Source organism: Cupriavidus sp. PB-02 (assembly GCF_058252315.1).
In genome coordinates this window covers 2,292,557-2,312,656 of record NZ_CM177694.1, presented here as the reverse complement: position 1 = coordinate 2,312,656, position 20,100 = coordinate 2,292,557, and the positions used below count along the sequence as shown (strand labels likewise).

General features: G+C 68.4%; 18 protein-coding genes. 8 read left to right on the top strand and 10 right to left on the bottom strand.

The window, feature by feature from the left end:
• Positions 1–49 precede the first annotated feature (49 nt).
• Positions 50–2,026, top strand: a complete 1,977-nt coding sequence (prpR, locus tag AC10V3_RS10825) for a propionate catabolism operon regulatory protein PrpR (protein WP_022535253.1) — start codon at positions 50–52, stop codon at positions 2,024–2,026.
• A gap of 5 nt (positions 2,027–2,031) precedes the next feature.
• Here prpR and AC10V3_RS10820 read toward each other — a convergent pair whose 3' ends face one another.
• Positions 2,032–3,033, bottom strand: coding sequence for a cysteine synthase A (locus AC10V3_RS10820; RefSeq protein WP_022535252.1), 1,002 nt, complete (start codon positions 3,031–3,033; stop codon positions 2,032–2,034).
• Between the two features lie 148 nt (positions 3,034–3,181).
• The gene (locus AC10V3_RS10815) at positions 3,182–3,475 is read right to left on the bottom strand and encodes a putative quinol monooxygenase (protein ID WP_022535251.1); all 294 of its coding nucleotides are present in this window, start codon (positions 3,473–3,475) and stop codon (positions 3,182–3,184) included.
• Between the two features lie 231 nt (positions 3,476–3,706).
• Here AC10V3_RS10815 and AC10V3_RS10810 point away from each other — a divergent pair, with 231 nt between their 5' ends.
• Entirely contained in the window at positions 3,707–4,924 is a 1,218-nt protein-coding gene (locus tag AC10V3_RS10810; RefSeq protein WP_022535250.1) for an HD-GYP domain-containing protein, read from the top strand.
• A gap of 12 nt (positions 4,925–4,936) precedes the next feature.
• On the opposite strand, the gene AC10V3_RS10805 is transcribed toward AC10V3_RS10810, so the two are convergent.
• Positions 4,937–5,845: a LysR family transcriptional regulator gene (locus tag AC10V3_RS10805; RefSeq protein ID WP_022535249.1), complete on the bottom strand. Its 909-nt coding sequence runs from the start codon at positions 5,843–5,845 to the stop codon at positions 4,937–4,939.
• Between the two features lie 120 nt (positions 5,846–5,965).
• On the opposite strand from AC10V3_RS10805, the gene AC10V3_RS10800 reads away from it, so the two are divergent.
• Entirely contained in the window at positions 5,966–6,283 is a 318-nt protein-coding gene (locus AC10V3_RS10800; RefSeq protein ID WP_022535248.1) for a DMT family transporter, read from the top strand.
• 124 nt (positions 6,284–6,407) lie between these two features.
• Positions 6,408–7,736 (top strand): mechanosensitive ion channel family protein, encoded by a 1,329-nt coding sequence (locus AC10V3_RS10795; RefSeq protein ID WP_022535247.1) that lies wholly within the window; start codon positions 6,408–6,410, stop codon positions 7,734–7,736.
• 3 nt (positions 7,737–7,739) lie between these two features.
• Here the strand turns inward: AC10V3_RS10795 and purT are convergent, their stop codons facing one another.
• Positions 7,740–8,945, bottom strand: coding sequence for a formate-dependent phosphoribosylglycinamide formyltransferase (purT, locus tag AC10V3_RS10790; RefSeq protein WP_022535246.1), 1,206 nt, complete (start codon positions 8,943–8,945; stop codon positions 7,740–7,742).
• Between the two features lie 84 nt (positions 8,946–9,029).
• On the bottom strand, positions 9,030–9,518 hold the full coding sequence (locus AC10V3_RS10785) for a hypothetical protein (protein WP_022535245.1): 489 nt from the start codon (positions 9,516–9,518) through the stop codon (positions 9,030–9,032).
• A gap of 203 nt (positions 9,519–9,721) precedes the next feature.
• Between AC10V3_RS10785 and AC10V3_RS10780 the strand changes: the two genes are divergently transcribed.
• The gene (locus AC10V3_RS10780) at positions 9,722–10,702 is read left to right on the top strand and encodes an SDR family oxidoreductase (protein WP_022535244.1); all 981 of its coding nucleotides are present in this window, start codon (positions 9,722–9,724) and stop codon (positions 10,700–10,702) included.
• A gap of 327 nt (positions 10,703–11,029) precedes the next feature.
• Here the strand turns inward: AC10V3_RS10780 and AC10V3_RS10775 are convergent, their stop codons facing one another.
• The 5 genes from AC10V3_RS10775 to AC10V3_RS10755 all read right to left on the bottom strand — a co-directional run bounded on the left by AC10V3_RS10775 (position 11,030) and on the right by AC10V3_RS10755 (position 15,838).
• Complete coding sequence (locus tag AC10V3_RS10775; protein ID WP_022535243.1) at positions 11,030–11,362, bottom strand: YnfA family protein; 333 nt, start codon at positions 11,360–11,362, stop codon at positions 11,030–11,032.
• A 70-nt stretch (positions 11,363–11,432) separates the two neighbouring features.
• The gene (locus tag AC10V3_RS10770) at positions 11,433–12,602 is read right to left on the bottom strand and encodes an MFS transporter (RefSeq protein ID WP_022535242.1); all 1,170 of its coding nucleotides are present in this window, start codon (positions 12,600–12,602) and stop codon (positions 11,433–11,435) included.
• Between the two features lie 394 nt (positions 12,603–12,996).
• Positions 12,997–13,761, bottom strand: a complete 765-nt coding sequence (locus tag AC10V3_RS10765; RefSeq protein ID WP_022535240.1) for a crotonase/enoyl-CoA hydratase family protein — start codon at positions 13,759–13,761, stop codon at positions 12,997–12,999.
• 45 nt (positions 13,762–13,806) lie between these two features.
• Positions 13,807–14,571, bottom strand: coding sequence for an SDR family NAD(P)-dependent oxidoreductase (locus AC10V3_RS10760; RefSeq protein WP_022535239.1), 765 nt, complete (start codon positions 14,569–14,571; stop codon positions 13,807–13,809).
• Between the two features lie 88 nt (positions 14,572–14,659).
• Positions 14,660–15,838, bottom strand: coding sequence for a thiolase family protein (locus tag AC10V3_RS10755; RefSeq protein WP_022535238.1), 1,179 nt, complete (start codon positions 15,836–15,838; stop codon positions 14,660–14,662).
• A 216-nt stretch (positions 15,839–16,054) separates the two neighbouring features.
• On the opposite strand from AC10V3_RS10755, the gene AC10V3_RS10750 reads away from it, so the two are divergent.
• The 3 genes from AC10V3_RS10750 to AC10V3_RS10740 all read left to right on the top strand — a co-directional run bounded on the left by AC10V3_RS10750 (position 16,055) and on the right by AC10V3_RS10740 (position 19,722).
• Positions 16,055–16,870, top strand: coding sequence for an IclR family transcriptional regulator (locus tag AC10V3_RS10750; RefSeq protein ID WP_022535237.1), 816 nt, complete (start codon positions 16,055–16,057; stop codon positions 16,868–16,870).
• Between the two features lie 106 nt (positions 16,871–16,976).
• Positions 16,977–18,251, top strand: a complete 1,275-nt coding sequence (locus tag AC10V3_RS10745; RefSeq protein ID WP_022535236.1) for an MASE1 domain-containing protein — start codon at positions 16,977–16,979, stop codon at positions 18,249–18,251.
• Complete coding sequence (locus AC10V3_RS10740; RefSeq protein ID WP_022535235.1) at positions 18,244–19,722, top strand: acyl-CoA-binding protein; 1,479 nt, start codon at positions 18,244–18,246, stop codon at positions 19,720–19,722. Before AC10V3_RS10745 ends, AC10V3_RS10740 begins: the two co-directional genes overlap by 8 nt.
• The last annotated feature ends 378 nt before the right edge of the window (positions 19,723–20,100 follow it).

Sequence of the window (20,100 nt, the reverse complement as noted above, 5' to 3'; positions counted from 1 at the left end):
ACGCCTGTTCGCCACGCGTTTCACCACGCTTCACACGCCGCATCGCACCATGAGCCCTCCCGCCTCCACATCCGCCCGCCCGCGCATCTGGGCCATCGGCATCAGCCGCCTGGCGCGCGCCTTCGCCGACCTGATCCCGTCCTATGCCGCCCGCGCGGAATTCCGCATCCTCGGCAAGGGCTACGAAGCTGCCGCCAGCGCGGTAGCGCGCGAAGCCCGCGAAGGGCGCCTCGACGTGGTGGTGGCCGGTGGCTCCAACGGCGCCTACCTGCGCCAGCACGTGGACGTGCCGGTGGTGCTGGTCAAGGTGACCGGCTTCGACGTAATGAGTGCGCTGGCCACCGCGCGGCGCATCTCCCCGCGGGTCGCGCTGGTGACGCATGCCTCGACGTATGCGGAGGTCGACGAGTTCGTGCGCGCCTTCTCCCTGTCGATCCCGGCCTACACCTACCTGACCGAGGATGACGCGGTGGCGCGCGTCAAGGCGCTGAAGCAGGAGGGCATCCAGGTCGTGGTCGGCCCCGGCCTGGTGACCGACCTGGCGGATCGGTACGGCCTCACCGGCGTGTTCCTGTACTCGGGCAACTCGGTGCGCATGGCGCTGGAGGACGCGATCGAGGCCGCGCGCCTGCGTCGCATCGAGGCCACCCGGCGCGACTACGTCAACACCATCCTGGTGCACCTGAACGAGGGCGTGGCGGCGGTCGACGCGGAAGGACGGATCCAGTCGTTCAACCCGGCGATGGAGCGCTTCCTCGGCACCTCGGCCGCTGCTGCGGTGGGCCGCAAGCTGCAGACGCTGGCCCCCAGCCTGGCGCTAGAAGGCGTGATGCAGAGCGGCGACAAGGAGCTGGAAGCGATCCACAAGCTCGGCGACAAGATGGTGGTGGTCAACCGCATCCCTATCGTGAGCGAGGCCGGCACCACCGGCGCGGTGCTGACCATCCAGGACGCCAGCGCGATCCAGCGCGTGGACCGCAACCTGCGCTCGCGCAGCCGCGCGCGGCCGGCGGGCGTGCGCTACAGCCTGGACGACCTGGCCGGCACCTCCGATGCCATGACCGAGTTGCGCGAGCTGGCGCGGCGCTATGCCGCGGTGGACTCGACCGTGCTGATCGGCGGCGAGAGCGGCACCGGCAAGGAAGTGCTGGCGCAGGGCATGCACGATGCCAGCCCGCGCCGCGCCTTCCCGTTCGTCGCGGTCAATTGCGCGGCCTTCCCGGAAGCGCTGCTGGAAAGCGAACTGTTCGGCTACGAAGAGGGCGCCTTCACCGGCGCGCGCCGTGGCGGCAAGGCCGGCCTGTTCGAATCGGCCCACAACGGCACGCTGTTCCTCGATGAAGTTGGCGACATGCCCTCCGCGCTGCAGACGCGCCTGTTGCGCGTGCTGCAGGAAAAGCAGGTACTCCCGATCGGCGGCCTGGATGCGGTGCCGGTCAACGTACGCGTGATCGCCGCCACCCACCGCGACCTGGTGGCGCTGGTGCGCGACGGCACCTTCCGCCAGGACCTGTACTACCGCCTCAATATCCTGCGCATCGAAATGCCGCCGCTGCGCGAGCGCACCGAAGACCTGCCCGAGCTGGCCGAACTGCTGTATCGGCGCGCACAGGACCGCTTGGGGATGGAGCGTCCCCAGCGCCTGCCCGCCGCGGCCCGCGCCCGGCTGGCGCGCTACGGCTGGCCCGGCAATATCCGCGAGCTGGAGAACGTGACCGAACGGATTGCCGTGCTGGTGGCCGGGCGCAAGCTGGAAGCCGATGCGCTGCTGCGTGAGTTGCAGGCTGCGGCGCCGGAGCTGTTCGGCGGGGACGGCGGGCAGGAGCTGCCGGATGCGCCAGCCGGGCCTGCCGCCCGAACCGGTCCCGCCCGCACCCCGGGCCGCTCGCTGGCCGGCGTCAAGCAATCCAGCGAGGTCGATCATATCCGTCGCGTGCTGGCCGAGTGCGGCGGCGACCGCACCGCCGCCTGCCATATCCTCGGCATCAGCCCGACCACGCTGTGGCGGCGGCTCAAGGCCGCCTAGCGCGGCTACACCACAGGACCGACGCGCCGGAACGGGATCGGCTGCAACCCCTTGCTGGCCAGCCAGGCTTCGTTGAACAAGCGGCCGATATACAAGTCGCCCCGGTCGCACAACAGCGTGACGATGGTATGCCCGGGCCCCATCTCGCGCGCCAGCGCCACTGCGGCGCCCACGTTGATCCCTGACGACCCGCCCAGGAACAAGCCTTCCTCGCGCAGCATCCGATAGACCATGTCAACGCAGGTCTGGTCGTCGATCCGCACCGCATCGTCGATGGGCGTGTCCTGCAGGTTGGCGGTGACGCGGCTGGTGCCGATGCCCTCGGTGATCGAACTGCCCTCGGCCTTGAGTTCGCGGTGCTTGACGAAGTGATAGAGGGCGCTGCCTTGCGGGTCGGCCAGCACGATGCGCACGCCGGGCTTGTGTTCCTTCAGGTAACGGGCAATGCCGGCGAGCGAGCCGCCGGTGCCGGTGGAGCAGGTAAAGGCGTCGATGCGCCCGGTGGTGGCGTGCCAGATCTCGGGGCCGGTGGTTTCGTAGTGGGCCTGGCGGTTGGCCAGGTTGTCGAACTGGTTGGCCCAGATTGCGTTGTCGGTCTCCTCGGCCAGCCGGCCGGCGATCTTCTGGTAGTTGCCGGGGTCGGCATAGGGCTTGGCCGGGACCGGGCGGACCTCGGCGCCCAGCATGCGCAGCCGCTCCATTTTCTCGGGCGACTGGGTGTCGGGGATCACCACGATGCAACGGTAGCCGCGCGCCGCGCACAGGTGGGCCAGGCCGATGCCGGTATTGCCGGCGGTGCCTTCGATCACCGTGCCGCCCGGCTTCAGTAGTCCGCGCCGCTCGGCGTCGCGGATGATATACAGCGCCGCGCGATCCTTGACCGAGCCGCCGGGATTCAGGAATTCCGCCTTGCCGTAGATGTCGCAGCCGGTTTCCTCGCTCACCCCGGCCAGTCGGATCAACGGCGTGTGGCCGATGGTGCCGGCAAATCCATCCCTGACTTCCATGATGCACTCCCGCCGGGGCCCTTCCGGGCGTCAATCTGTGTGATAGACCGGGGCGGCGCGAATGACAAGCGGCCGGAGGAGCGAAATCCGGGCCAGCCGGGCCGGCCGGGGTGGCGCGCATGGCGCCTGGGGAAAGGGCGGAGCGCCGTCAGGCGGCGTTGAGCCAGCGAAAACTGAAGTCGCCCTCGACGAAATCCCGGCGCGAGGCGTGGAAATCGCGCATATACGGCCGGTTCAGGTGCGATTCGAGCGCGCGCTTGGAATCCCAGACCATGTAGATCACGAAGACCTGCGCGTCTTCGGCGTCCTGCCCGACGTGGTAGTCCAGGCAGCCGGGCTCGGTCAGCCCGCGCGAGCGCAGCGAGGTGAGCTGGGACACCAGCGCCTCACGGCGATGGGACTTGGCGCGGGCGATGCCGACTAGCGTGTACGTTCCGGACATGGGTGAACGGGGGCGACTGGCTGGGGCGTCTGGTGAGCACTGGGCCAGCCATTGTAGCGCGGGCATTGCTGGCGCCTGCAATGCCCGAGAACACCGTCCGGACATTCGCGCGCCGCTTGACAAGGCCCCGCGGCACAGTTCTCCCCCCCCAAAAGAGGGGCTCAAGGCGCGCCCAGGGCTGCCGTTAATCCGTTCCGACAAGAAGAAAACCAATTTTCGAGGGGGTCTAGCATGCTCAGGCGCATCCGGTCGGAACAATTGCAGGTGGGAATGTTTGTCGCCAGGCTCGGCGGCCCATGGATCAACCATCCGTTCTGGCGGGCAAAATTCCTGGTCAGCCATGAAGACCAGATCCGGCAGATCCGGTCCGCCGGCGTCCAGGAAGTCTGGATCGATATCCTGAAGGGCCGCAGCCTGCCGCCGCCCGAGGCGGCCGACGCGCCGGTCGCGCCGGTCGGGGGCACCATTCCTGAGCCCTTGCCCGCAACCCCGCCACAGCCCGCCGCGTCGCTGGAAGGGGAAATCGGCCGCGCGCGCGAGCTGCTGCAATCCGGCAAGAGCGTGGTCGGTTCGATGTTCGCCGCCGTGCGCATGGGCCGGGCGCTGGAGGTCGACGGCGCGCTGCTGCTGGTCGATTCCGCCTCGCGCTCACTGTCCCGTCACGGGCAGGCACTGCTGGCGCTGGCGCGTCTCAAGGCCCGCGACGACTACAACTACCTGCACGCCTTTGCCGTCTGTGCACTGATGATCGCCGTCGGCCGCACGCTCGGCCTGCCCGACGAAGAAGTGCGCGAACTCGGCCTGGCCGGGCTGGTGCACGACATCGGCAAGCTGACGCTGCCCGAAGCCGTGCTGCTCAAGGCCACCGCTCGCACGGCCGAGGAGGAGGAGGCCTACCGCCGCCACCCGTCAGCCGGCTACCGCATCCTGAACGAGGCGCGCCTGTATTCCAACATCCCGCTCGATGTCTGCGTCCACCACCACGAGCGCGTGGATGGCCGTGGCTATCCCTTCGGACTGGTCGGGCACGAGCTCAGCGTGCACGCCAAGATCGCGGCGATCTGCGACGCCTACGATTCGCTGACCTCCGCGCGCCCGGGCCACAAGGAATGGTCGCCGGCGCGCGCGATGGAATACATGGCCGTGCGCGTCGACACGCTGTTCGACCGGCGCGTATTCAAGGCCTTTAGCCGCACTGTTGGCATCTATCCGCTTGGCACCGTGCTGCGGCTGCGCTCCAACCGGCTGGCCGTGGTGTGCGCGCAGAACGAGGCGGACCCGTTGCGGCCGCGGGTGATGGCGTTTTATTCGGTGTCGCAGTCCAGGCCGGTGCCTACCGAACTGATCGACCTGCGCCACAGCGATGAGACAGTGGTGGCGTTTGAGAATGCGGCGGAGTGGGGGTATTCGGATGAGCAGTTGATGGCGATGTACACCACGCTGTCGTAGCGTTTTAGGTTCTCATCGCTGCAGCCACGGCGAGGCGCGCAGTCTTTCGTAGAGGAAATCGTTGAAGGCCCGCACCCGGGCGCTGTGGCGCAGGTCCGGGTGGGTCAGGATCCACAGGGTCGTGTCGAGTGCCGGCTCCGGCGGAGCCAGCCGGACCAGTTGCGTATCGCCCTCGGCCAGCAGGCATAGCAGCATGCCGGCTCCCATACCGTGCCGTACCGCCTGGGCCATTGCCATGAGGCTGTCGGCGCTGACCAGGCGGCGCGATTCCGGCACGTGTTCCATGGTCCAGCGTGCCTGCGCCAGGTGTGCCAGTGCATCGTCTGGCACTACCCAGTCGTAGCGTCCCCAGTCCGACGCTACCGTTCCCCGTCGCGCCGGCTTCTGCTGCGTTTGCTTCAGGTATTCACGTGAAGCGTATGGCGCGGTCTGGAGCAAACCAACCTGCCTGCCAACCAGAAACTCCGGCACCGCATTCGCCGGCCGTATCGCCACGTCTGCTTCCCGCCGGCTCAGGCTCAAGAAACTGTTATTGACCACGATCTGCAACTGGATCCGCGGATGCATGGCCCGAAACTCGGCAAACAGCGGCATCAGTAACCCACTCAGCAGCGTGTCAGTGGTCGTCACCCGCAACGGTCCGCTCAACTGGCTATCAAGCCCCGACAACTGCCTTTGCGCAGCATCGATCTGTTCGCCGACTCCCGCAAGCCGATGTGCCAGCGCTTCGCCGGCTGCAGTCATCGCATAGCCGGTGGGATGGCGCTCGAACAGCAGGGTTCCGAGGACCTCTTCCAGCCGCGCCAGGCGGCGCAGCACGGTGGAATGATTGACATGCAGCGCCCGCGCCGCCCCGGCGAGGGAACCGGACTGGCCAACGGCGAGGAAATACTTGAGGTCGTCCCAGTCTGCTTCCTGCATGTTTGCATAACTCCTTTGCAAAAACCGCCAGTTTCTGTGCCGATTCGCACAGCCTACAGTGCCCAGGGCAGCCCCGGCAATAGGCGCGGCGGGCGGCGAACCGGACGAAAGGAAATGACGATGGCGTGGATGCTGCTGGGCCTGGCGGGCCTGATCGAGATCGTGATGGCGCTGGCCCTTAAACATACCGACGGGGGGACGCGGCCCGGTCCGACGGCGTTGGGGATCGGGGCGGCGCTGGCCAGCATTTTCCTGCTCAGCGCGGCGCTGCGGCACTTGCCGGTGGGGACGGCCTACGCGGTGTGGACGGGGATCGGGGCGATCGGGGTGACGCTGGTGGGCATCCTGTTCCTGGGCGAGAGCGCTGCGCCGATGCGGCTTCTGCTGATCGCGCTGATCTTCATCGGGATCGGTGGTCTGAAGTTGCTGCCGGCGTGAGCCAACGGGACGGGGCGACGTAGGAAAATGGCCAGGCACTACCCGGATTCACGGTGTGTCGGACACGTTTTGTACACTTACACTTTGCTATCCGGCCGGTTGACCAGCCTCCGTCGCCCCCTTTATGAATTTCGATGCCCCGCTGGAGCTGTTCCAGCAACGTATTCCGGCCCATCCGTGGGCCCAGCTTGCGCTATCCCTGCTGGTACTGGTGCTGATTGCAGTGCTGGCGCAATGGCTATTCGGCCATGTGATCTCGCGCGTGGGGCATCACATGCTGGCGGTATGGGGCAAGGCGCCCTGGAGCAAGGCGCTGACGCGCCATCGCGCCAACCGGCGCTTTGGCTACGCTGTGGGGTTCGCGGTCATCACCATCGGCATCGGCGAAGTGCCGTACATGGGCCGCTATGCGGTGGCGATCGAGCGCCTGGCGCACGCCGGCCTGTGGATCAGCTTCTTCCTGATGCTGAGCGGGATGCTGGGGGCGTGGCAGGATGTCTACGCCAACACGCGGGAGGCGCAGACGCGCTCGATCAAGGGCTATATCCAGGTGGGCCGGCTGGGCCTGGGGCTGGTATGCGCGGTGCTGGTGCTGTCGATCCTGATCAACCGCTCGCCGCTATGGATGCTGTCAGGCCTGGGTGCGTTGTCCGCCGTGCTGCTGCTGGTGTTCAAGGACACGCTGCTGTCGCTGGTGGCGAGTACGCAGCTGACGTCGAACGACATGCTGCGCATCGGCGACTGGATCGAGATGCCGCAGTGCAATGCCGACGGCTACGTCAAGGACATCGCGCTGCATACGGTCAAGGTGCAGAACTGGGACAACACCGTGACCACCGTGCCGACCTACAAGCTGTTCTCCGAGAGCTACCGCAACTACCGCCAGATGTTCGAGTCCGGCGCCCGGCGCATCAAGCGTACGCTGCGGCTGGATGCCGGCAGCGTGCGTTTCCTGGAGGACCAGGAGGTGCACGCGCTGATGCGCTTCCGGCTGCTGCACGACTACCTGGAGGAAAAGCAGGCCGAGGTCGACGAGGCCAACCGCCTGCTGATCGCCGCGGGCAGCGACCCCGTCAACCGGCGCCGGCTGACCAATATCGGCACCTTCCGCGCCTACGGCATTGCCTACCTGAAGGCGCATCCTGAGATCCACCACGACCTGCTGCTGAACGTGCGCATGATGGAGCCCGACTCGCAGGGTATCCCGGTGGAGATCTACTGCTTTACCGCGCTCACTGCGTGGATGGACTATGAACGCATCCAGGGCGATGTGTTCGACCACCTGCTCGCAATCCTGCCCGAGCTGGGGCTGCGGCTGTACCAGGCGCCGTCAGGGGCGGACCTGAGCGGCGCACGCGTGGCGCCGGTGCTGGCCGCGGCGCAATTGGTGGCAGCGCAGGCCGCGGTGCAGCATGCGCCGGGTCATGCCGCCGCTGGCAACCATCCCGCCTGATTTTCAGCCGACCGCGCGCGGACGCACGCGGCTGGCGGCTTCCTTGGCACGGGTGCGGGCGGTGTCGACATCGTCCGCATACGCCAGCGCCACGCCCATGCGCCGCTTGATGAAGCTCTCCGGCTTGCCGAACAGGCGCACCTCGGTCTGCGGCACGCTCAGCGCCTGGTCCACGCCATCGAAGACCACGCCCTGGGCATCCACGCCGCCGTAGATCACGGCGCTGGCGCCGGGGCTGCGCAGCGTGGTGTCGACCGGCAGGCCCAGTATGGCGCGCGCGTGCAGCTCGAACTCGTTCTGCCATTGCGTGGCCATGGTCACCATGCCGGTGTCGTGGGGGCGCGGGCTGACTTCGCTGAACCAGACCTGCTCGCCCTTGACGAACAGCTCCACGCCGAACAGGCCCATGCCGCCGAGGTCTGACGTGACGGCCTGCGCGATGCGCTGCGCCGTTTCCAGCGCGGCGGGATGCATCGGCTGCGGCTGCCAGCTTTCGACATAGTCCCCGCTGACCTGCACGTGGCCGATCGGTGCGCAGAACTGCGTTTCCACCTGGCCGCTGGCGCCCATCGCGCGCACGGTCAGCAGCGTGATCTCGTAATCGAAATCGATAAAGCCTTCCACGATCACGCGGCCGTGGCTGACGCGGCCGCCGGCCATGGCGTAGTCCCACGCGGCCTTGACGCAGTCGGGGGAGTCGATCTTGCTCTGGCCTTTGCCGGAGCTGCTCATCACCGGCTTGACCACGCACGGGTAGCCGATGCCGCCGTCGATGGCGGCCTGCAGTTCGTCCAGCGAGTCGCAGAACTTGTACGGGCTGGTCGGCAGGCCGAGCGATTCCGCGGCCAGGCGGCGGATGCCTTCGCGGTCCATGGTCAGGCGCGCGGCGCGGGCGGTGGGGATCACCCGCACGGTACCGGCGGCTTCCAGCGTCTCCAGCATGGGTGTGGCGATGGCCTCGATCTCGGGCACGACCAGGTGGGGCTTCTCGGCCTCGATCAGCGCCTTGAGCTGGTCGGGGTCGCTCATGGCGATGGTGCGCGCGTGGTGCGCCACCTGCTGGCCGGGCGCGTTGTCATAGCGGTCGACGGCGATGGTTTCCACGCCCAGGCGCTGCAGTGCGATCAGCACTTCCTTGCCCAGTTCGCCGGAGCCGAGCAGCATCACTTTGGTGGCGGAGGGGGAGAGCGGGGTTCCGAGGGTGGTCATGGCGGCGGGCGGTGGGGCGGTAGGGAAAACCGAGATTGTACGTGTTGCCCGCCGCCCGTGGCGCCGCCGGGGAGGGCGCCCGGATCAGCGCTTGCCGTTGGGGTCGGGGGCGGCGGGCGTGGCGCGCCGCGCCGCGGCGTCTTTCTCGTCTGCGGCTTGGGCCTCTTCAGGGGTGGAGGCGACCCCGTACATGCCGTGGCGAGGCGTGCCGGGCGGCAGGTTGCCCAGGTCCGTCGGCTGGTACGGATGGGGGCCCGGCGGCGGCTGCGACGTCTCGCTGGAGGGATGGGCGCGTCCGGCCACTTTTTCGTCCTGCGTCACGCTGTGGCCGCCGTAGTGGTAGTCGGTCAGTGAGCCCTGGTGCTGGCGCGCCGATGGCGCCGGCGCGCCGGAGGTATCGGCAATGCGCACGGGGAGCGACGGATAGACCTGGTGCGCACCGGCGATGGCCATCTCGGGCGAATCGAAGTCGCCGGCGAGCCGCTGCGGCGCGCCTCTGCCAATGCGTATCTCCAGGTGCCAGCGGCCGTCGTCCGGGCCGCAGACCAGGATTTCCTGTTCGGTCGAGGGCATGACGGGGCCTCCTTGGGTCTAAGCTTGGTTGCATGGTCGAAGCGCGCGCCTCTGGCGCCAGGGGTGCCGGGGCTCGCGCGGTATTGCATGGCAACAGGCAAGTTGTGTTCCAGCGCCGCGGCGCTGGAACGGAACATGCTGCGCAGCCGGCGATACCTTCAGCCTGCATCCCACCTCTGTTCCACTTCCGTGAGAGGCCCGCCATGCCCCCGACCCGACCGCTTACCGTTGTCATCACCGGCGCTTCCAGCGGCATCGGCCTGGCCACTGCACTCGCCTTTGCCAAATGCCATGCACGCGTGGTCCTGTGCGCCCGCGGTGAAGCGCCGCTGGCGCGCGCCGCCGCGGCCTGCCGCGAACTGGGCGCGAAAGCGCTGGCGGTTCCCGGTGATGTCACGCAGCCGGCGGCCATGCACCGCTTGGCCGAGCGTGCGGCGGAGTTCGGCGATGGCGGCATCGATGTCTGGGTCAACAATGCCGGCGTCGGCGCATTCGGTCTGTTCGAGGAAACGCCCGTGTCTGCGCACGAACAGGTTGTGCGCATCAACCTGCTGGGCTACCTGCATGGCGCGCATGCGGTGCTGCCGTTCTTCAAGGCGGCCGGCGAGGGCGTGCTGGTGAATATCGTGTCGTTGGGCGCCTGGGCGCCATCGCCCTACGGCGTGTCGTATACCGCAAGCAAGTTCGGACTGCGCGGCTTCTCCGAGGCCTTGCGCGCCGAACTGGTGGGATGGCCGCGGATCCGCATCTGCGACATCTTCCCGTCCACCGCCGACACGCCGGGCATGCGCCACAGCGCCAACTACACCGGCAAGGCGCTGCGTCCGCCGCGGCCCCTGGTCGATGCCAACTCGGTGGCGCGGGCGGTGCTGCGCGCCGTGGCGGCCCCCGGCTCGCATTCCACTACAGTCGGGATGGTAGCCAGGCTGGCCCGAGCGGCCAACCTGGTGGCGCCGGGCCTGGTGCAGCGCGTTTCCGGCCAGGTCGCGCACCGGCATTTCAGCGGCGCGCACGATACGCCGGTGTCGGACGGCAACCTGTTCCATGCCTCGCTGGGGCACATGTCCATCGGCGGAGAATGGGGATCGCCGCGACACACGCGGCAGTGGTGTATCGCCGGCGCGCTTGTGGCGGGTGCGCTGGCGGGGCTGGCGCTGTGGCACTGGCGCAAGGGGGAGCACTGACCGGCACGTGCCGCCAGATTTACAAAGCAGGGAGTTTCTTACCGCCCGCCGGCAATGCCGCGGCGCCCTTCGCCACAGCGAACCGGCAACCAAGAAAGCGCCCGCGCGAGCGCGGGCGGGAAAAGGCCTGAGGATCCAAGGACCACTCGTTATCCATGCTAGGCGGCGTCCGGCAGGCAGGCATCCCTCATTCGGGTGCGAGGCCACTTTCAGGCCGCGGCCGGGGTGTTTTTGTGCAAGACGCTTATCTCGGCGTGGCCCACAGCAAGGGCCGGAACACGTTATACATCCGGGTCGGCAGCGCCTGGCACTGATCGCTGGCCGTGCTCAGCGGCCTGCCGGCTGTAGCGCGATCACCGCCATGCCGGCTAGCGCGATGGCGGCACCGGCCACGTCCCAGCGCGTCAGCACCACGCCGTCGACAAAACGCAGCCACAGCAGCGCCACCGCGATATACATGCCGCCATAGGCGGCATAGGTGCGGCCCGCCGCGGCCGGATGCAGTGTCAATAGCCATGCAAACAGCCCGAGCGACAGCGCCGCCGGCACCAGCAGCCACAGGCTCTTGCCTTGCCGCAGGACCAGCCACGGCAGGTAGCAGCCGACGATCTCGGCAACGGCCGTCACGGCAAAAAGCAGGGCGATGCGAAGCAGTTCCAAGTCGTGATGGTGGCGGAATGAAAAAGGGGCTCCAGTGCGGGAACCCCGATTCTGACATGGCGCCGCGCGTTCAGGACGTGGCCATCAGCGGCGGGCGCCGTTGCGTGGCCACGGCAAAGGCGATCTGCGCCAGCCCCGCCGCCAGCCCCAGCGCCACGCCGGCCTGCCATGCGACCGTGTACGAGCCGAGCGCGTCATAGACGAGCCCGCCGCCAAAGGCGCCGATAAAGCTGCCGATCTGATGGCTGAAGAACGCCACGCCGCCCAGCATGGCCTGCCAGCGCAGGCCGAAGGTCTCGGCGATCCAGCCCGATACCAGCGGCGCCACGCCCAGCCACAGGAAGCCCATCACGGCGGCGAACACCAGCGTGCTTTCCGGCGTGGGCGCCGACGAGAAGTACCACGTCAGCGCCAGCGAGCGGATGGTATAGATGCCGCCCAGCAGCATCAGCTTGTTGAAGCGCCCGCCGGCCCAGCCGAAGAAGATGCTGCCCAGCACGTTGAAGCCGCCGATCACGCCCAGCGCCTTGGCGCTGAGCATCGGGTCCATGCCGCAGATATCGAGATACGACGGCAGATGCGTGGTCAGGAACACTAGCTGCATGCCGCAGACAAAATACGCCAGGGCCATCACCACAAACGGCGCATGCCGCAGCGCGGTGCCCAGCGCCTGGCGCGCGTTGTCCTGGCCGACGCCGGTCGGTAGGTTCAGCGTCAGCCGGTCAACGCGCCCGGCAAACCATGCGGCCGGCAGCATCACCAGCGCCAGCAGCACGAAAGCCGCCAGCCCGGCGCGCCATCCATACGACTGCGTCACCATCTGCCCGATCGGCGCGGCCAGCAGCGCCCCCAGCGATCCGGCCCCGGACACCAGCCCCAGCACCGTGCTGCGCAGTGCCGCCGGCACCGGCCGTGCCGCCACCGCCATCGCCAGCGCGCTGCCGGTGCAGGCCATCGACGCGCCGATCGCCACGCCCGCACCCAGCGTCACGCCGACCATGCCGTGCGCGGTCGCCAGCAGCACCAGCCCGATCACATACAGCACCGATCCCGCCAGCATCAGCGGCCGGAAGCCGATGCGCGTGGCCCACGCCCCGGCCAGCGGCTGCAGCAGTCCCCAGGCCAGGTTCTGCACGGCAATGGCCACGGTGAAATCCGAGACCGAGATGCCGATGTCGCGCGTCAGCGGCGGCATGAAGATGCCCAGGCTCTGGCGCAGGCCCATGGCCAGGCTGAGCATCACGGAGGCGCCGAGCAGGATGGGCAGGGCCGGGCGCAGGCTGTCGAGGCGGGAGGTTGGAATGGAGGAGGACAAGATGCTTCGTCTCGGTGTTGTCGTTGTTATCGTTGTTGTTCTTCTTGTGAACCCCCGGCCACTCGCGCCGTATTAAGCGAGTGCTGAATATACCGAAGAGTAGGGCGAGGGTATGCCGCGGGCCGCGCCGTGTCAATTTGGCTTTGCGCCGGGCCGCCTTCCGCTTTGCTGAAGCCGTGGGGGCGTGCAGCGCCACGACAGGCCCCCGCGGGCCTGGCCGTCGGCCGGACCCAATGCAAACGGCCGGCTTGCGGCCGGCCGTCCGGAGGCGGAGGGCGCTACATCCGTGCCTTCGGTCAAGCGATGTCGTGCGGGCGCATTACTTGCCCGTCCACACCGGCTTGCGCTTCTCGGCGAACGCGGCCGCACCTTCGCGGGCATCGGCCGAGGTGAATACCGGCGCCAGCAGCGGGCGCTGGCGCTCGAACATTTCCTCCGCGCTCCAGTCGGCGGACTCGGCCACGATCTGCTTGCTGACCGCGACCGCCAGCGGGCCGTTGGCGCCGATCTCGTCGGCCAGCGCCAGCGCGCCTGCCAGTGCCAGGCCCGGTTCGGTCAGGCGGTTGACCAGGCCGTAGGCGTGGGCCTGCTCGGCGCCCAGCATATTGCCGGTCAGCGCGTATTCCATGGCGATGTGGTACGGCACGCGGCGCGGCAGGCGCATCAGCCCGCCGGCGCCGGCCACCAGCCCGCGCTTGACTTCAGGCAGGCCGAACCTGGCCGCCTTCGACGACACGATCAGGTCGCACGCCAGTGCCAGCTCGAAGCCGCCGGCCAGTGCATAGCCTTCCACTGCGGCGATCAGCACCTTGCGCGGCGGTTTCTCGGTCAGGCCGCCAAAGCCGCGGCCGGGCAGGCTGGGGCGCTTGCCTTCGAGAAAGCCCTTCAGGTCCATGCCGGAGCAGAAGGTGCCGCCCGCGCCGGTCAGGATGGCCACGCTCAGGTCGTCACGGCTTTCCAGCTGGTCGATCGCGGCCGCCAGCGCGGTCGCGGTCTCGAAGTCCATGGCATTGCGCGCCTGGGGCCGGTTCATCGTGATCAGCAGCGTATTGCCACGGGTTTCAAGTTGCAGCGTGTCGCTCATTTTTCGTTCCTTGTATGCGGATGCGAAATCGATGCGCGTGCCGGATCAGCGCGGCGCCATGCGGATGGCGCCGTCCAGGCGGATGGTCTCGCCGTTGAGCATCGGGTTCTCCAGGATGTGCAGCGCGGTGGAGGCGTACTCATCCGGCGCGCCCAGCCGCGGCGGATGCGGCACCATGGCGCCGAGCGAGGCGCGCACGTTCTCCGGCAGCTTCGCCAGAAGGGGCGTGTCGAACAGCCCCGGAGCGATCGTGCACACGCGGATCGCGCGCTGCGCCAGGTCGCGCGCGGCTACCAGCGTCATGCCGACGATGCCGGCCTTGGCCGAGCTGTAAGGGATCTGGCCGATCTGCCCTTCATAGGCGGCCACCGAAGCGGTCAGCACGCACGCGCCGCGTTCGCCGTCGACCAGTTCGTTCTTTGCCATGCGCGCGGCACCCAGGCGCAGCGCGTTGAAGGTGCCGATCAGGTTGATTCGCACCACCGCTTCGTACTTCTCCAGCGATCCCGGCTGGCCGTCCTTCTCGACCACGCGCACCGGCGCGCCCAGGCCGGCGCAGTGGATCAGCGCGCGCAGCGGGGCGATGGCTTCGGCGGCGTCGTAGACCGCGTTCATCTGGTCGGTGTCACAGACGTCGGCCTTGACGAAGCGGACCTTGCCGCCGAACTCGTCCACCACCGCGTTGCCACGCTCTTCGTTCAGGTCGGCGATGACCACGCCGACGCCGCGTTCCACCAGGCGTCGCGCGCAGGCCAGGCCCAGGCCGGAAGCGCCGCCGGTCACGACGGCGGACATGTTTTCGAGTTTCATGGTGTGTCTCCTTGAACGGATGCTTTGCTGAGAAATGGGCGATTCCCGCGGCGTCAATCGCGCGGGAATCTGCAAGACGAGGGGGCGCTTACAGGCGCTCGATGATGGTGGCGTTGGCCATGCCGCCGGCTTCGCACATCGACTGCAGGCCGTAGCGCTGGCCGCTGTCTTCCAGCGCATGCAGCATGGTGGTCATCAGCCGCACGCCCGAGGCGCCCAGCGGATGCCCCAGCGCGATCGCGCCGCCGCGCGGGTTCAGGCGCGCCGGATCGGCGCCGAGCGCGCGCTGCCAGGCCAGCGGCACGCAGGCAAAGGCTTCGTTGATCTCGTAGTGGTCGATCTGGTCGAGCTTGAGGCCGCTCTTCTTGATCGCGCGCTGGCTGGCGGGGATCGGTGCCGTGAGCATCATCACCGGATCGTCGCCGCAGACGTCGAACGCGACAAAGCGCGCGCGCGGCTTCAGGCCCAGGCGCTGCGCGGCCGATTCGCTCATCAGCAGCATCGCCGCGGCGCCGTCACTGATCTGCGAGGCATTGCCCGCGGTCACGTTCCAGCCGATCTGCGGGAAGCGCGCGCCCAGTTCCTCGCTGCGGAACGAGGCCTGCAGCGTGCCGAGCTTCTCCACCGAGGTGCCCGGACGGATGGTCTCGTCCTGGTCGATGATCCCGTTCGGCGTGCTGATCGGCAGGATTTCACGGCGGAAGGCGCCGCTTTCTCGCGCGGCCGCGGCCAGCTCGTGCGAGCGCGCCGAATAGCTGTCCATCTGCTGGCGCGACAGCTCATATTTGGCCGCCACCAGTTCGGCCGCCACGCCCTGCGACACGAGGCCGGGCGCGTAGCGTGCCTCCATCGACGGCCCGTAGGGATTCTGGCCGATGCGTGCCGAGCCCATCGGCACGCGGCTCATAGACTCGATGCCGCAGGCAATGACGATGTCATAGGCGCCCGCCATGATGCCCTGCGCGGCGAAGTGCACCGCCTGCTGGCTGGAGCCGCACTTGCGGTCGATGGTGGTGGCGGGCACGTGGTCGGGGAAGCCGGCTGCCAGCCAGGCCACCCGGCCCGGGCCAGCCGACTGTTCGCCGGCCTGGGTGACGCAACCGGTGATCACGTCATCGACCAGACCCGGATCCAGGTTGTTGCGCTCGACCAGACCCTTGAGCACCTGCGCCAGAAGCTCGGTGGCATGCAGTTCGGTAAAGGCCGATCCCGGCTTGGAACGGCCCATCGGGCTGCGGATGGCGTCGACGATGACGGCTTGTTGCATGAGGTGTCTCCTGAAAAAGCTGAGCGTTGCGAGTCGTTGCTGGGATATTGAGACGTCCGTACCGAAAAGTGATCGTCCAATACGATGAATCGGAATTCTGGCTTCGGAAAGCTGCCATGTAAACTCAAAAAACAGCATTTGACTTCGGAAAAAACGAAGGGCAACATCCGGGTTTTGAGACGCTGGTATCAAAAAATTCAGGCCGAAGGCTCTAATATGGCTAATGCACCACAAGCTTCCGTGACCCCGACGCCCGCCGATTCCGACGGCGAGGCACGCCTCGTCAGCGCACTGGCGCGCGGCATCTCCATCCTCAACTGCTTCTCGCCGACGGTGCAGGAGCTCAGCAGCCGCGAGCTGATGGAGCGCACCGGCCTGGCCAAGCCAACGCTGTTCCGACTGCTGGACACGCTGTGCGAGCTGGGCCTGCTGCGCTATTCCGAGCGACTGTCGCGCTACGTGGCGGGGGTGGGCCTGGTCAACCTGGCCGCGCCGGCGCTGGCGCGGATGACCGTGCGCCAGCTGGCGCGCCCGCAGATGCAGGAACTGGCCGACCATATCGCCGGGCAGGTCGAGCTGATCGTCGGCTATGGCAACACGCTGACCTATGTGGAAATCGCCCAGGGCGTGGGCAGCCATGTGTTCCGGCCGGAGGCGGGCACGCGGGTGTCGGTCTCGCGCACCGCGTCCGGTCGCAGCTACCTGCTGATGATGAGCGAGGCCGAGCGCGAGGCCTATGTCGAGCAACTGGCGGCCACCGAGCCGCAGCGCGGCGACTGGCTGCGCGAGCGGCTGGCCGACGCTGCGCTCGACCTGGACCAGCTCGGCTTCTGCCGCGGTCACCGCGACCTGCACCGCGAGGTGGAATCCATTGCGGTGCCGATGCGCACGCGCCGAGACGGCGAGGCGTGGATCTTTGCCGCTTCGGTGCCGGTGTTCAGCCAGCAGAGCAAGCAGATGGAAGACGACGTCGGTCCGCGCCTGGTCAGCCTGGTGCGCAATGTCGAGGGCGCGCTGGGCGTGGCAGGCTAGGGCGCCCTCGGATCTCCCCTGGCGCCGGATGGCGCCGGGTGACTTACCTTGTCCCTCCATGGCGCGGCAACTATCCTGAGTCACACGTGCCATGGGAGGGGAATCCATGCAGCAGATCCGCTTGGCAGTGACGGTCGGCGTGCTGGTGCTGGCCGCCGGGATCGTGTCACAGATGCTGGCGCAGGCCGCGACCGAGGCCGTGCCGGTGTGGCTGGGCAGCGGCGTCACGCTTGCCGCGTTGCTGGTTTGCGCGCGCTGGTCGTGGCCGGCGGTGCTGGTGGGGGCGGGCATCACGCTGGCGGGTTGGGGCATGGCTGCGCATGCGCTGAAACTGCCCGGCGCCGTGGCCTTCGGCCTGATCGAAGTGGTCAGCCTGGGCACGGCGGCATGGATCGCCACCTATGGCCGGCGCGACCCGCAGAGCCCGCTCGGGGCCACCCTGCTGATCGCCGGCGCGCTGGTGGGGTCGGCGCTGGGCGCGACGCTGGCGGTGGAGTTGTGGCGCTGGCAGCGGCCGGGGCTGGACCTGCCGGTCGAGTGGCGCGCCTGGTTCTTCTCCACGGCGGCGGGGCTGCTGCTGGTCGCGCCCGTGGCCGTGGCCTTCCGCGGTTTTCGCGTGCGCCGCTCTGGCGGCATGCCGATGCAGCAGTTCCTGGCCGGCGGGCTGGCCTTCATCATCTTTATCGTGGCGGTGCTGGCGGTGTTCTCGGACCATGCCACGCAGCGCTTCGGCGGGCTCGCGCCCACGCTGGCCTACGTGCCGATGCCGTTCCTGCTGGCCACCGCGCTGCTGTGGGGCCCGCGCGGCGGTGCCATCGCCACGCTGCTGGGCTGCCTGCTTATCATCTACCGCACCGCGCGCGGCGCGGGCCCGTTCAATATTATCGAAGGCTTTCCCGGCGAGGCCGTGGTCGAGGTGCAGGGCTTCGTCATCGTCTGGGCGCTGGTGATGCTGCTGGGACGGGCGCTGTCCGAAGGACGCCGCGCGGCGCTGGAGGAAGCCCGCGCCTGGCGCCTGCGCTATGCACGCACGCTGCAGGCCGTGGGCGTGGCCAGCGTCGAGTATGATGCCGTGACCGGGCGCGCCACCTGGAGTGAAGGCGCGGCCGAGTTGCTCGGCGCCACCATCCGCCACGTCAACAGCGTCGATGAATGGCTGGACCGCGTCGATGCCGCCGAGCGCGGGCTGGTGCAGGCCACCTGGTCGGCGGTGGCGCGCGGTGACGCGCCCGACAGCGTGCAGGAATACGCGGTGACGCTGCCCGACAGCGGCCGGCTGCGCGTGCACGAACGCCTGGCCGGCATCCGCGGCGCCGACGGCAAGGTCGAGCAGGTGGCCGCACTGCTGCGGCGGGCCACGCCGGAGCCCGCGCATGGCTGAGCCGGGCGTGTTCCTGATCCACGGCCTGGGCGGCACGCAGTATGACCTGGGCTCGATGCACAAGCGCCTGAAGCGCGCCGGCTTCGTCACGCATTCGCTGACGCTGCCCGGCCATGGCTCGCGGCCGGAAGACCTGTGCGGCGTGCGCGCCGAAGACTGGCTTGAAGCGGTGCGCACCAAATACCGCGAGATCGTCGACCAGCATGAGACCCTGCATGTGATGGGCATGTGCATGGGCGCGCTGCTGGCGGTGGAAACCGTCAAGCGCGAGCAGCACAGCAAGGGCCGGCTGGTGGCGCTGGCGCCGCCGGTCTATATCGACGGCTGGGCCACGCCGTGGTATCGCGGCCTGCGCGCGCTGCTCTACCAGGTGCCGGGCGTGCCGAACCGGATGAAGGTGGAAGAGGAAGAACCCTACGGCATCAAGAACGAGCAGTTGCGCGAGATCGTCAAGGCCAAGTTCGCGCGCGGCGAGAACTTCCACTACCAGTGGGTGCCGCTCGCCTGCATCCGCGAGGTGGACCGGCTGCGCGGCTTCGTGCGCAAGGGCCTGCAGCGCATCACCTGCCCGACGCTGGTGGTGCATGCGCGGCTGGACGAGCTGACCAGCCTGCGCTCGGCCAACTACCTGGTCGAGCAGATCGGGCAGGGCAAGCGAGCCGGGCAGGCGCGCATGCTGGTGCTGGAAGACAGCTACCACATGGTGTGCGTCGACAACGACCGCGAGCTGGTGGCGAGGCACGTGCTGGAGTTCTTCGAGGCCAGCGTCGGCACGTCGCTGGGCATGGCCAGCGACGATGCGCGCATGAGCCCGGCACAGATGGGCGAACTGCTCGGCGCCGCGCGCTCCGACCTGGAGCAGGGCGATTTCACGTCGCTGTATGCGCGCGGCAAGGGCGATTTCGCGTGGTTCCAGCCGGGCGCCAACCGCACCACCGGCGTTTATCGTGGCGAGCGCGGCCTGGCGCGGCTGCGGGCATGGGCCGATGGCGGGCTCGCGTTCACGGCCTTCGGCGCGCCGGTGCTCAATACCGGCATGGCGGTGGTGCCGGCAACGCTGCGCAGCGGCGCGCTGGCCTCGCAGGGCGTGCTGGCATTTGCGCTGCGCGACGGCAAGCTGCTGGAAGGGCGCTGGTTCCCGGACGAGATCGCGCTCGAAGACGCGCATTTCGGCGGCGCGCCGGCGGTGCAGGGCCCGAGCCCTGCCGAAAAGGCCTTCGAGGCCGCCGTGGCGCTGTCGAAGACGCTGCGCCAGGCCCCCGACAACGACACGCTGCTGGCGCTGTACGCGCTCTACAAGCAGGGCAGCGTCGGCGACGTCAGCGGCGAGCGGCCTGGCATGATGGACGTGGTCGGCCGCGCCAAGTACGACGCCTGGGCCGCGCGCCGCGGGCTTGCGCGCGAGCAGGCCATGCGCGACTACGTGGCGCTGGTCAACCAGCTCAAGTCGGCGGAGGCCCAGTCCGCCTGAAGTTCGCCTGACGGCCCTCAGTGGCCGGTGAACACCGGGGCGCGCTTCTCGAGGAACGCCTGCTCCGCTTCGCGGTGGTCCGCGGTCTGGTGCGACAGCGCCTGGAAGCTGCGATTGCAGGGAACCACGGCCGCTTCATCTTCTTCCCGGGAACCATCGTCCCCGAAGCGTAGTACGCGTCGACACTGCTGCGCAGCATGGGGAGCGGCGCGTCTTCAGTTTCTTTTGCAGGGCGATGATTTTTTTCGCGCTGCAGGCAAAATTTCACACACGACTTGCGCGATGCCCCCAGAATCCGGACAGTAGGGGGTACGCTCGCCCCCACAGGACTTTGCCGATGACCGCCGTTGCCGTCGCTGTTGTTGCCTGGAAAGAAAC